A 12,626-nucleotide genomic window follows, 5' to 3' on the forward strand; every position below is an offset into this window, starting at 1 on the left:
AATTTCAGTGACTTATTGACGAAATGGAGTAGACTCAACCGAAATTTTTGATGAGTTTCGTTTAGCCGTTCAGCGCGTCGTTGAGGTCGTGCAATCCGACCATCAGCATCATGGGGTCGGACGGAGAAGGCAGGAAGCCGACGGCCTCGTAGAAGGCTCGTGCGTCATCGGAAATCGCATGGACCAGCACGCCGCGGATGCCGAGTACTTCAGCGGCATTACGCAAGCGCAGGCCCGCGTCGCGCACTAATGCCCTGCCGATACCACGCCCCTGATAGGATTGATCAATGGCGAGGCGACCAAGCACAGCGACTGGGATTGGATCCGGCATATTGCGCCGAAAACGGCCAGGTGCTTCCGGCTGTTTTACCGCGCCCGAGGCGAGCGCGTAATAGGCGATAACGCCGATTCCCTCGCACACGACGAAAGTACGCGATGCGCCGCCTGCTTGATTGGCGCGGGCGCGGCGACGCAGCCAGTCGTCCAGTTCAGGGACACCGGAATTGAAATCGGCCAGTTCATGATGATCGGCCAGGGGGGCCGGTGCACTGAGGGTCACGCCTCATCCCACGGCGCTTTGGTCGACATGGTGCGTTTTAGACGCTCATTGAGCGGGGCGGGCGCATCAAGCCGGGCAAGGTATTCGGCAAAGATTTCGGGGCTTACCGTGAAGATAATACGGTCGAGCAGCACTTCCTCGGCACGGCGCTCGGAAGCTTCCAACATGAAATCCGTGCGCGTTTTACCGAGCAACTCGGCGGCGCGATCGATCAAGTTGCGGGTCGCAGGCTTGATGCGCATATTCAGCGGCACACTTGCGTCTGGACTTTTACTCGGGCGTGAGGTCGGCATGGAAACTCCTGTTTGCAGGCATTTATATAGCGTAACGACATCATCTTTACAAGCATCGTAAAGATATCGTCATTACGCGTTTCGCGCGGTGCTATTTCGCCGCATTTCGTTCATGGACTCTTGGGGAATCGAACCAACGCCCGCTCTTCCGTATAACTTTAGGCGCCTAAAAACACTGGAAGACCCAGACAGGTTTCAACGGCCGTCACCTCTCCACCTAAGAGTGATTTCCACTATCAAGAGAATAGTGGCCTTAGTGTTCACCCGGCGCATCATGCAAGTGGTTCGCGATGCGTGTCACCTTCCTAATCGGCAATCGCCTTGGGAGAAGATTAGGGGGCATCTCAGCCCCCTCAACTTCACTAATATTCTTGGGTGAGGCAAGAGGGGCCAATTCTTCACCTCGCTTGGCAGGAGGCAAGCCTGCAATGAGGGTGCGCCGGCCGCAGTCGGCAGCACCCCTGCTCCTCTTCGAAGCGTTCTGGGCGCGTCCTCGAGGCGTAAGGCGGCTCCGAGCCGCACCCCGTGAAGGTCGATCTCGATGCCCCAACTGATCCAGGGAGTATCTTGGCAATGGAGTCGCGGCGCCTTGCAGTGCTGGGACAATCCTGATCAGGGATGTTGAAGATCGGCGTAGATGGCCTCAATGCGCATGGCCTCCCCGTCCGTCAGGGCGGCGAATTCGCGTTCCCGCGCCCGCTTCGACAATTTGCCGTCATTCTGGCGCAGAAAGCGGAACAGGAGGTCGAGCAGCCTGTCCGGCATGTCGATCATCCGCGAGACCTCGGCCTTAAAGCTATAATAAGCTCTAAGGAAGGCGGTCTCTGCGGGCAGATCGACGTCGATTGTCCGCGCCACGCATTCAAACAGGAACTCCGCGTGGGGCGTCGCATCGAAATAGCGATAGAAATCGGCCGTCTCGTTCAGCACCTCGACATTGCCGCGATCGGTCGGTCGCCAACGGATATGGGGCAACAGACGGCGCGAATAGGTCTCCAGCACGCGCCGGTATTCGTCGATGCGATCGAGGATGACGGCCGAGACGGGAAACACCAGCCCTGGCGGATTGAAGCCGCGCTCAGCCAGCACATGGTGGATGAGGTAACGGTGCAGGCGTCCGTTCCCGTCCTCGAACGGATGGATATAGACGAAGCCGAAGGCGAGCGCGGCGGCCACGAGAACCGGATCGAGCTGCCGCGCACCGCGGTCGAAGGCAGTCAGTCCGTCGATCAGATCCGGCAGGTCCTCATAGCGGGCGCTGACGTGGTCCGGAATTGGCGCGCCGCTCACGCGATCATGCTCGCCGACAAAGCCGCCATCAGTGCGCAGGCCAAGGTGCACGAAACGCGCGTCGCCGATGACAATGCGCTGCAACCGCTCCAGTTCGGCCCGGTCGACTGGATGGCGACCAGCCTCCCCGATCACCTGCCCCCAGCGCTGGATGCGATCCTGGGGCGGATTTTCGCCCTCGATCTGAAAACTCGACCGCGAATCCTTCAGGAGCAGGAAGGTGGCGGTGCGGGCGAGCAGATCGGCCGGCACGTCTGCAATCAAGCGCCGTGCTTCCTCGCCGAGATTACGTGCGACAAATGCGTCCAGGGCGGGTGTCCGGAAGATCATCGGACACCAGGCGGGTGTTCCCGGCAGGTTGTTCTTCAGCCGATGGCGCGGCGATGTCGTCCCATCAACCGCCCATTGCAGATCGGCATCGACGACGGGAGCATAAGAGCCTTGGGCGGCATCATCCAGATCGAGCCTGGTGTCTAGCAGCCATTCATAGAGAAACCAGAGACGCCGCGCATACGCGCCGGTCGGCGCAGCTCGCACGATCTCGGTAACGGGCTGCGGTCCGGTCACCTGAAACAGGGACTTGAGCACGGCCAGATCCAGTCCTTCGTAACGCAACGCGAAGGTCAGATGGCCCGTGAGATTGGGTTCGGGTTGGTGACGCGGCGTGTAAAGCTTCCACCCGTCAGCCTGATAAATCTTGTGGCGTGGGCCGATGGCGGCAAGGCTGATCGGCAGGGGTACGGGCAGTTCGAAAGCGTCGATCAGGGCAGCGTAGCCGACAGGGAGCGCTCGCTCGGGCAACCAGCGCCCGTGAAAAACGCTCACCGCGTCTGAAAATGGCTTCTTTTGCTCATGCGCCATGAACTTCGATATTGACCCGTGAAATCCTGTCCTTGGATAAGAAATGTCATGAAAAGAAATTCCGGACAATGAAATTCGATGGAATCCAACCGGACGGCATGAAATTCAATTCCGCAGAGTCGGATTTCTCACCACCGCTGCGGTCAATCGGCTGGCCAACCTCCTCGATCTTACATCACCCCCTTCCCGTTGCTGCGGATCGATGGCGCCACGCTGGTTTGAACCAGCGTGAAGCAGCTCAAAAACTTAAAACGGCCTGTGTTTTTCCATGAGCGCAGTTCCCCACGCCCCCATTGCAGCAAGATTGCTCTTTAGGCCATCATCTGCATGGCGTTGTGCCCCCAGGCCGAGCCCGCTTGATATGATTCGAACCACGAAAAAGGGAAACTAGTAATACCCATCCGTTGTCTGGGAACGAGCCGCTCCGTCGCCGGCCGACGAAGCAAGAACCGGATTTCGATTGCGACCATACTGTCGCGGTGCGCAACCCATCTTCCGCTTGAACGCCGTGCTGAATGCGGCATCGGACTCGTAACCCAGCGATAGGGCAATGATTGAGATCGGGTCATTCGAATTTGCCAGCCTGTCTGCCGCCAGCAGCATCCGCCAGCGGGTCAGATAGTCCATGGGCGTTTCGCCGACGGTTGCCTTGAATTTCATGGCGAAGGCGGATCGGGACATGCAGGCGCGCTCGGCAAGTTCCTGCAGCGTCCAGCGACGGGCAGGATCGGCGTGCATGGCGGCGATCGCTGCGGACATCTGCTTGTCCGCGAGGGCAAAGAACCAGCCGACACGGCCTTCCACCTCGTCTGCCAGATGGAGCCGAAGGGCCTGAACCAGCATCATATGGGCAAGGTGTTGAGCGACAAGGAAACTCCCAGGCTGTGGCTCGCGCAGTTCCTGCATCATCCGCTCCACGGACCAACGCAGAGCCGCCTGATCCGACTCTTTGTGGATGTGCACGATCGGAGGCAAGGTTCGCAGCAATGTGCCGGAATGTTGCCCACTGACGGCAAAGCGGCTGCCGACAAGAAAGAAATCCCCGCCGCCATTCACCGTGACGACACCGCCGGCCCGGGCCGGCGGAAAGACCGTGCCAGCTTCGACAGGGCGAAGGCTCAGATCGCTCGCAAGACGGAATGGACGGCCGCTCGGCAGCACGAAGCAGTCTCCGCTTTCCAATCGCACCGCATGGGGAACATCTTCCACGGCCAGCCAGCATCCGCCGGAGACGACGGCATAACATTTGATCCGCTCATTCTGATCGCCGAACTGGATCGACCAGTCGCCGCCCGCATCGAAGCCGGAGGACACGTAGCTGCGCGGTTTCAGGAGCGAAAGCACGTCTGACAGAGGGTCCATGAGGTAATCCTGGACGATCGCAAAGATATTGTGGATGGAGACGAATAGCTCGTATCAGCGCGCTTGTCTATCGTGCCTCTAGCCATGGAGGCGATGCAATGATCTCTACCATACTTCGCAAAATATCCGGTCTTTGGGACCACCGGGGCAAAGGGCAAAGACGCGCCCTGATGGCAGCCCTTCTGCCATCGTCGGGCTTGTTCTGTCCTTTTCCGGCCGCCGCCCAGGATGCTGATGGAGCGCGCCTGTTTCAGCAACGCTGCGCGACCTGCCACAGCCTGGAAGCGGGCCAGAACAAGTTGGGTCCGCACCTGTCAGGCGTCATCGGCCGGACTGCCGGCAACATCGAAGGCGCCGCCTATTCCGACGCGATGCGGTCTTCCGGCATCACTTGGGACGGCCAATCCCTCGACACCTTTCTCACGGCGCCGGGCCGCATGGTTCGCGGCACACGGATGACTGTCGCGATCCCCAATGCAACCCAGCGAGCGGCGATCATTCAGTATCTGGAAGGCCAATCGGCCGATTAAAGTTCATTGGAGCAATCATGACAGCCTTCACCATCAACGGGCGCGCGGTCGATGTCACAGCCGAACCTGATACACCGCTTCTTTGGGTAATCCGGGAACATCTAAAGCTCACCGGCACGAAGTTCGGTTGCGGGATTGCACAATGCGGGGCCTGCACCGTCCACGTCGATGGCGAGCCGACACGTTCCTGTCAGACTTTCCTTGAGGATGTCGCCGGCAAGGCGGTCACGACGATCGAAGGCCTCTCGCCGGATGCCAGCCATCCGCTTCAGAAGGCCTGGATCGCCGAGCAGGTGCCGCAATGCGGCTATTGCCAGTCCGGACAGATCATGCAGGCGGCGGCGCTTCTTGAGACAGAGCCGAACCCCACACGTGAGCGGATCATCGAATATATGGATGGCAACATCTGCCGCTGCGGGACCTATGTGCGGATCATCAGCGCCATTCAGCGCGCTGCACGGGAGGGCTGACACATGACCCAATCATTCAAGCTTCACAGCCGCGCGATCTCGCGGCGCAGTTTCCTGATCACGGCGGGCGGCTTCGGTGTCGCGGTTGCATTCGCCGGTCTGCCCGGGAATGCATCGGGTGCCGCCGTGGCGCCAGCCGTTGAGGGCGACTACCGCCCGAACGCCTGGGTGACCATCGCGGCCGATGGCATAGTCAGTATCATGTCGCCAGCCTCCGAGATGGGCCAGGGCATCATGACAACGCTGCCGCTTCTCATCGCGGAAGAAATGGATGCCGATTGGGACAGGGTCCGCATTGTCCAGGCTCCGTCCAACGCGGAAACCTACGGCAATCCGGGCTTTTATGGTATCCAGCTCACGGGCGGCAGCGAATCCACGCGTGGTTATTACGACCTGCTACGGCTGATCGGCGCGCAGACCAGAAAGGTCATCCTGGCAAGTGCAGCCGGAATGCTAAACGTGCCGGCGATCGAGCTCAAGACGGAACCAGGCCGCGTAGTACATGCACGATCCGGTCGGTCGCTCGGCTATGGCGAGATCGCGGCGGCCGGTCCACTTCCCGATCCTTTGCCGCAGGCCACAGGGGCCGACCTGAAACCCGCCGATCAATGGCGCTATATCGGCAGGCGTGACATCCCCCGTGTCGACGTGCCGGCGAAGGTCGACGGCACCGCGATCTATGGCATCGATGTGCAGCTTCCCGGCATGCTGTATGGCGCGGTGCTGCGGGCACCCGTCCAGGGTGAACGACCGGAGGCCATTGACGACACCGCGGCCAGGACCGTGCCGGGCGTGACGCATATTGTACCGCTTTCCTACGGGGTCGGAATCATCGGCGATACGGTCGAGGCGACGCTGCGGGCAAAGGACCTTCTCAATGTGACGTGGAGCACGACGTCGCGGGTTCGCAACTACGCAAGCACCCGCCTGCTGGAACACTATCGCAGCGTGGCGGGCGACCTCTCGCAAACGGGCGTGGAGGCCTTCTCCGAAGGTGACGCAGATGCCCTGATCGCGAATGCGGCGACTGTCATCGAAGTCGACTACATGAGCGATCTCGTCTGCCATGCCACCATGGAGCCGATGAATGCCACGGCGCTGGTGACCGGGGACACCGTGGAGATCTGGGCGCCGACGCAGGGGCCGACGGGTACACAGGGGTTTGCCGCGGAGGTCATCGGCACCACACCTGACAAGGTCAAGGTCAATGTGACCCTGCTCGGTGGCGGCTTCGGCCGCAAGGCCGAGGCGGACTTCATTGTCGATGCCGCGTCGCTGGCCAAGGAGGTGGAGGGACGCCCGGTCAAGGTCATCTGGAGCCGCGAGGACGATATCCGGCATGATAAATTCCGGCCACTCGAAGCGCAGCACATTCAGGTCGGGCTGGACGCCGATGGCAACATCGCCGGCTGGCGGCATCGTATTGTGGCCGATTCCATCTTCGCTCGAACCAACGCCGAATTGTTCGCAAACGCGGGCGGTCACGACGACGTCGTGACCGAGGGGGCGCATTTCAACTACGCCGTTCCCGCTCATCGGATCGAGTACATTCGACAAGATAACGGCTTGGACATCGGCTTCTGGTTCGCGGTCGGGGTTGGCTACACCCGGTTCGGTATCGAATGCGTTATCGACGAAATCGCGGCCGCCAGGGGAACCGATCCCCTGCAACTCAGGCTGGAGCTGCTGCGGGACCAGCCACGGGCGCGCAACGTTATAGAGACCGTCGCCCGGATGGCCGAATGGGATCGGGAGCGCGATGGCCGAGCACTCGGCCTCGCCTATTCCGATGCCTTTGGCTCTCATTGTGCGCAGATTGCGGAAGTGTCGCTCAATCGTGAAACCGGGGTGATCAGGGTACATAAGGTTTGGTGCGCTGTGGACCCGGGGGTCGCGATCCAGCCGCGCCACATTGAGGGCATGTTGATCGTCGGGATCACGAACGGAACTGGCCATGCACTGTTCGAGCAGGTCAACATCGTCGATGGCGAGGTGCAGGAAGGAAACTTCGACACCTATAGAGTGATCCGTATGTCCGAGGCGCCCGAAATCGAGGTGTCGGTGGTTCCAACAAGTGGAAGCCCGGTTGGAGGCATGGGCCAGGTAGGCCTGCCGCCGGTGGGGCCGGCAATCGCCAACGCAGTCGCGCGGCTCACGGGCGGGGCGAGGCTCCGGCACTACCCGTTCCTGCCCGACCGGGTCCTAGCGGCCCTGAACGCCTAGCTCCGCAGATGCTTGCTCGCACTGGATGATGTCGGAGCACCGCAAGAAGTGCCGATGAAGGGTATCGACGCCACGCCGGCCTCTGCCGCGATTGCACGCATCGGCCCATCCACTCGCGACTGCGTTTGCGCTTTTGATAAACAGGCCGTCGCCTTCCTGAGTATCTGTCCGTGCGGACAAACCGCAACGGTTCGCGATGGCCTACGCTCAGCAGCTGTCTGGAGGTCCGGTGCAAAGTTCAGCGGGCTCTTCGGCACAATGGCAATGCTACCCCGTACGGCGTGCGTGAGTAAGTCGAGCTGACTACGTAAGCCCACCCGCCCGCACCTCCGGTCTACGTTCGGCAGCCGGGTTGCGGCGCACCCGCAAAGTGTCCTGCTTTGGCGGCACCTTGAAAAGGCGACCATATTCGCGGGTGAACTGGGAAACGCTCTCATATCCCACCTCGAACGCCGCGTTGCTTGCCGAAAAGCCTTCATCGCGCATGAGGCGCCGTGCTTCGATGAGACGCAGTCGCTTCTGGTACTGCCCCGGCGTCAGCGACGTCATCATCTTGAAGTGCTTGTGAAACGCAGTCAGGCTCATAGCCGCTGCGGCTGCCAGGCGCTCGACAGCAATACGTGCGCGATATTCCGACCTGAGGATCGCGATAGCTTCAGCCAGGCGACCGGCATAGCTATCGGGGTCTGCAAGTGTGCGCAGTGCGGGACCATGCGGACCCGACAGGAGCCAGTAATGCAGTTCCCGCATGATGCCGGGCCGCACGATGGGCGTCGCATCCGGATGGTCCAGAAGATGCATCAGTCTCAACCCACAATCCAGCATCGCTGCTTCGGTATCGCCCGTGAACAACTTCTGCGTTCCCGATGAACGTTTCGAGGCATCCGTGCCGATCTGGGCCGCAACCTCGCGCAGGAGCGCAATCTCCAGTTCCACGGCAATCGCAAGATAGGGCGCCTCAGGGGTCGCCTCGATGATCCGGCCAACCACGGGCATGTCGGCAGCCACGATGACCGACTGTCCACGAGAGACTATCCGTTCCTCAGTCCCCACAAGCATGCGCTTTGCGCCTTGCAGCACGAAGCAGACGAGTGGCCGATAGACGGAGTGCAAGTCGCCAGTAGACTCTTCAACGCACATCATGCGCAGCCCTGGCACCGGGGTTATGGCCAAGCCCTCCCGGTTCGCGTGATGTCGCGCATACGTGCGAACAGCCTGCTTGAGTGCATCCATATCGCTTGCTCCCGTTTTTGTCGTGAACCTAGCACGTCAGCGCGAGCATTTCAGCAACCTTGCAGGATTAGGCAAGTTTTGCGCAGACCGCGGCAAGTCTCCCAGCCCGCCTCGATGTAAAAAATCTCCCAACAAAGAGGGCGCCCTCTCATCGGTACGTCCGCCGCCGTGCGGGTCAGGCAGGAAAAGCGTGGGCTTCGACCTCGATTGAGCCATGAACCTCGCTACCGGTCGACGCAACGTCGACACAACCACGAAAAGGAGATGAAAATGACAGATCGTCAGAACGAACCGGTCATCCCTGCAGTGTCGCGGCGCAAGATGCTGGCCGGAGCCGGTGTTCTTGCCACAACGGCCACCATAGCAGGCATAGCTCGGGCACAATCCCCGGCCACCACTGCCGGAGCGGCGTCGGGGACTGCCGGCAATCCAGGAGTTGCACTGGTAACGGGCTCGTCAAGAGGAATCGGTGCAGCAACCGCGCGGCAGCTTGGCCGTGACGGCTATCGAGTGGTCGTCAACTGCGTCGTGAACACTGATCTCGCAGCCCGGGTGGCCGCAGATATCGAGGCAGACGGAAGCCAAGCCATCTGGCGACAGGCGGACGTGCGGGATCCGGCAGCGGTGCGAGCGCTGTTCGATGCGGCAGAAGAGGCATTCGGCGGCGTCGACGTCGTCGTGGCCAATGCCGGCGTGATGCATCTTGCGCCTTTCGCCGAGATGACGGACGAGGACGTCAATCACATGATCGACGTCAACATACGCGGAAGCTTCCACACGTTGCGTGAAGCAGCTCGGCGTGTTCGCGACGGCGGCCGGATATTTGCTCTTTCTTCCACCATCGCCAAGTTCCGTACAGAAACCTACGGACCCTACGCAGCCTCGAAAATGGCCCAAGAGCTTTACGCTACCGTTTTGGCGAAGGAACTGGCCGGGCGAAACATATCCGTCAATGCGATCGCGCCTGGCGTCGTCAATACGACCTTGTTCACCGACGGAAAGACGGAGCAGCAGATTGCAGGTTTCGTACAGCGCACGCCGCATGGGCGGCTGGGAGAACCGGAAGACATCGCCCAAGTCATTTCGCTTCTGTGCAGCGGCAACGCCCGCTGGGTGAACGGCCAGGCCATCTACGCGAACGGAGGCATCGCCTAGTCGGCCCAGTGATTCCCACCCTGAGTCGATAACAGCTAGCTTCCGTCACCAATGGCACAGGTGACGGAAGCGTGTCCCGGCGAAGAAATTATGGTCAGACCGAGATTGCATCCAACCTCGACATGCCCTGGGGTCTCACCTTCTTTCCTGAAGGGGCAGCGCTCGTCACCGAAAGATCTAGCGGGCTGATCAAGCGGGTTGCAGAGGTCGTGGCGAACCTACAACTGTCGAACGCATAGACGATGTCGCTATCAGCGCCGAAGGCGGGCTACTGAGAAGCGGTTGCCTCATTCACGCGATCTCAAAAACAATTGACGAGGTCGCTTGGCGAGCCTGGCCGAAATCATGTCCTGCAAGCCCCACCGACACCGTTCGGAAAGCCTTCGAAACTCCCAGCGGCTCTCCCAGGCAAAAGCATGCGGCAAGCCGGGCTGTGAATCTGGCGGGAACATTAAAAGCTACCAACGCGTCTGCGTCGCGCACGCGACGTGGTTCGGGAACCGAATGTGACGACGCGCCATAGAGCCGTCGGCCACGTGCTTTCCCGACGTGGAATGACGCAAGTGAAATGACCACTCCTGCGGCTATGGCTTCTGCTCCTTCATCGCCACGACCGGCGGAATACGAACCGCAGCCCCGGTCAGTATACTGTTTATTTCCTGGGCACGCCGGAGATGATCGAGCACGGTGGGCAACATCGAGGCCGCCAGCCGCTGCATTTCCCCGTCCTCGCCCAATGAGATCTCCCATGCCAGCAATTGCGCCGTCTTTTGATGATCAACGATCTGCGCCTTGATATAGGCCACGTCGAAGGCCTCATCGTTCAGTTTATCCAGGTGGTCGCGCACGACCTGGTGATCCGGATCAAGCCCTGTCTGAAGCGGGATCTTGGCGGCATCGGCGAGGTCCTTCAATTTGCTATTGGCATCCTTGTGATCGCGGACCATCACCTCGGCAAACTGCTTGACCGCATCGGCCTTGGCCTTACCGCTGGCCAGGTTGCCCAACTCCACCTCTGCAAGTCCGCCTGCGGTCATGAGTTGCGCAAACAGCCGGTCCTGATTGTTGGTCTGATGCGGCGCCGGCACACCGGGCTTCGACATCTTCGTGTCGACGCCCATTCCGGCTGGGTTTCCAATCTGGGCAACAGCGCTGCCGCTCAGCAACATCAATCCTCCCAACAAAATGATACGATGGCGATACATGGCGCTCTCCTCCTTTATCCCTCACAGCGTAAGCAGATATGCGACCAGATCCTTCTTTTCCTGCTCGGTCAGCTTGACTCCCAGGACCAGATTGAAAAACTCGACTGTGTCGGCAAGCGTCATGAGGCGTCCGTCATGCATATAGGGTGGTGAATCCTTGATGCCCCGCAGCGTGAAGGTTTTGATGGGGCCGTCGGGTAGCGTGACGAAATCGTTGAAAACCTGACCGATCTTGTAGAAGCGTTCGAGCTTCAGGTCGTGCATGTTGTTGTCCATGAACTCCGTCTGCGGCACGTGACAGTCGGCACAACGCCCCTTGCCCATGAATATCTGCTCCCCGGACAACTCTTGCGCAGTGGCAAGAGCCGGATCCAGTCGGCCGAACGGATCGAGCTTCGGTGCGGGCGGGAAATCGATGATGTTTTGCATCTGCGCCATCATCGCGACCTGGTTCGGCCGATCGGGCAGATTGACGCCCTTGCGCGTCGCACTGACATGGTCGCCGTTGAAATAGGCGGTTCTCTGCTCGAATTCGGTAAAATCTTCGACCGACCGCAGTGATCGCTTGGAACCGTGGATCTGTTGGTTGAACAATCCCCTCAAACTTGTCGTATCGAGCCGGAAACGATCCGCTTGGGGGCGGACATCCGGCGTCAGGTGGAAAGCTGCGTTGGTATGGAAATTCGAATGGCAATCGAGACAGGAAACACCCGTGCTCTGGTCTGCAACCTTGCGATCTTCGGTCTGATTGAACTCCTCCTGCGGAAAAGGGGTCAAAAGCAACCGCAATCCTTCCATCTGCACCGGCGTGATGATGCCGTTCATGATCTCGTAGAAGTTCTTGATCGTCAGCAATTGTCCTCGCGACACGTCACCGAGTTCGGGATGCGTTGTCAAAAAAATGGGCGGAGGAAACTCCGGCGTCAGATTGTCGGGAAGATCGAAGTCGACGTCGAACCGGCGAAGATCCCGCATTTCCTGCACGTGGATTTCATCGATCTGACGGTTGGGAAAGACTTGTCCGCCCGTCGCCTGTTTCACATGCGGCAGGGGCAAAAATCCTTCCGGTAAAAGGTTTTTTTCCCTGATCTCGGCCGGTGTCATCTCCGCTAATTGATCCCAGCTTGTATCCGCCGGAAGCTTGACGCGAACCCCATCCTGCACGGGCTTCATCCCGCCAGACATCATGACCTCCGGCATCGGCCGGTCCGATAGATCGTAGCGGCGATCGAGAAGATCGCGTTGCCGCCGCATTACGTCCGGCTTCTGCGCCTCGTCAATTTTGCGGACTTCCGAAAATGGCATGGTCGGCAATGGCCGGTATGTAGCATCAGGCGGCAGTGGATCGGAAACGGCTGCGACCGCCAGGACGCTTATCCCGGTAAACGATGCCCCGAAGAATGCGCCGGATCTTCGAAATTTCCACATATCCCTCTCCTCCATTG

At 60.1% G+C, this 12,626-nt stretch carries 12 protein-coding genes; 5 read left to right on the forward strand and 7 right to left on the reverse strand.

Going from position 1 to position 12,626, the window contains the following annotated elements; all coding sequences use genetic code 11:
• Positions 1-61: 61 nt before the first annotated feature.
• From QEO92_RS14100 to QEO92_RS14110, 3 genes are all read right to left on the reverse strand, one after another.
• Complete coding sequence (locus QEO92_RS14100) at positions 62-559, reverse strand: GNAT family N-acetyltransferase (RefSeq protein WP_227703476.1); 498 nt, start codon at positions 557-559, stop codon at positions 62-64.
• Positions 556-852, reverse strand: coding sequence for a type II toxin-antitoxin system TacA family antitoxin (locus tag QEO92_RS14105; protein WP_037146495.1), 297 nt, complete (start codon positions 850-852; stop codon positions 556-558). The genes QEO92_RS14100 and QEO92_RS14105 overlap by 4 nt, the downstream gene beginning before the upstream one ends.
• Before the next feature lie 612 nt (positions 853-1,464).
• Positions 1,465-3,003, reverse strand: a complete 1,539-nt coding sequence (locus QEO92_RS14110) for a Fic family protein (RefSeq protein ID WP_037146497.1) — start codon at positions 3,001-3,003, stop codon at positions 1,465-1,467.
• A gap of 11 nt (positions 3,004-3,014) precedes the next feature.
• Here QEO92_RS14110 and QEO92_RS14115 point away from each other — a divergent pair, with 11 nt between their 5' ends.
• On the forward strand, positions 3,015-3,275 hold the full coding sequence (locus tag QEO92_RS14115) for a hypothetical protein (protein WP_152601039.1): 261 nt from the start codon (positions 3,015-3,017) through the stop codon (positions 3,273-3,275).
• Positions 3,276-3,390: 115 nt separating this feature from the next.
• Here QEO92_RS14115 and QEO92_RS14120 read toward each other — a convergent pair whose 3' ends face one another.
• Positions 3,391-4,365, reverse strand: a complete 975-nt coding sequence (locus QEO92_RS14120; protein WP_037146498.1) for an AraC family transcriptional regulator — start codon at positions 4,363-4,365, stop codon at positions 3,391-3,393.
• 170 nt (positions 4,366-4,535) lie between these two features.
• On the opposite strand from QEO92_RS14120, the gene QEO92_RS14125 reads away from it, so the two are divergent.
• From QEO92_RS14125 to QEO92_RS14135, 3 genes are read left to right on the forward strand one after another with little or no spacing between them, the layout of a single operon-like run.
• Positions 4,536-4,895 (forward strand): c-type cytochrome, encoded by a 360-nt coding sequence (locus tag QEO92_RS14125; protein ID WP_037146500.1) that lies wholly within the window; start codon positions 4,536-4,538, stop codon positions 4,893-4,895.
• Positions 4,896-4,912: 17 nt separating this feature from the next.
• A complete protein-coding gene (locus tag QEO92_RS14130) occupies positions 4,913-5,365 on the forward strand; it encodes a (2Fe-2S)-binding protein (protein WP_037146502.1) in 453 nt (150 codons plus the stop codon).
• Positions 5,366-5,368: 3 nt separating this feature from the next.
• Positions 5,369-7,588, forward strand: a complete 2,220-nt coding sequence (locus QEO92_RS14135; protein ID WP_037146504.1) for a xanthine dehydrogenase family protein molybdopterin-binding subunit — start codon at positions 5,369-5,371, stop codon at positions 7,586-7,588.
• Between the two features lie 303 nt (positions 7,589-7,891).
• On the opposite strand, the gene QEO92_RS14140 is transcribed toward QEO92_RS14135, so the two are convergent.
• On the reverse strand, positions 7,892-8,821 hold the full coding sequence (locus QEO92_RS14140) for an AraC family transcriptional regulator (RefSeq protein ID WP_052182654.1): 930 nt from the start codon (positions 8,819-8,821) through the stop codon (positions 7,892-7,894).
• Between the two features lie 264 nt (positions 8,822-9,085).
• Between QEO92_RS14140 and QEO92_RS14145 the strand changes: the two genes are divergently transcribed.
• Entirely contained in the window at positions 9,086-9,976 is an 891-nt protein-coding gene (locus tag QEO92_RS14145) for an SDR family oxidoreductase (protein ID WP_052182655.1), read from the forward strand.
• 584 nt (positions 9,977-10,560) lie between these two features.
• On the opposite strand, the gene QEO92_RS14150 is transcribed toward QEO92_RS14145, so the two are convergent.
• Together QEO92_RS14150 and QEO92_RS14155 are read right to left on the reverse strand one after the other, a co-directional pair.
• Complete coding sequence (locus QEO92_RS14150) at positions 10,561-11,181, reverse strand: DUF4142 domain-containing protein (protein ID WP_227703477.1); 621 nt, start codon at positions 11,179-11,181, stop codon at positions 10,561-10,563.
• 21 nt (positions 11,182-11,202) lie between these two features.
• A complete protein-coding gene (locus QEO92_RS14155; protein ID WP_227703478.1) occupies positions 11,203-12,609 on the reverse strand; it encodes a cytochrome B6 in 1,407 nt (468 codons plus the stop codon).
• Positions 12,610-12,626: the final 17 nt, after the last annotated feature.

The sequence above is a fragment of the Neorhizobium petrolearium genome, from assembly GCF_029854435.1.
Classification (GTDB): Bacteria; Pseudomonadota; Alphaproteobacteria; order Rhizobiales; family Rhizobiaceae; genus Neorhizobium; species Neorhizobium petrolearium.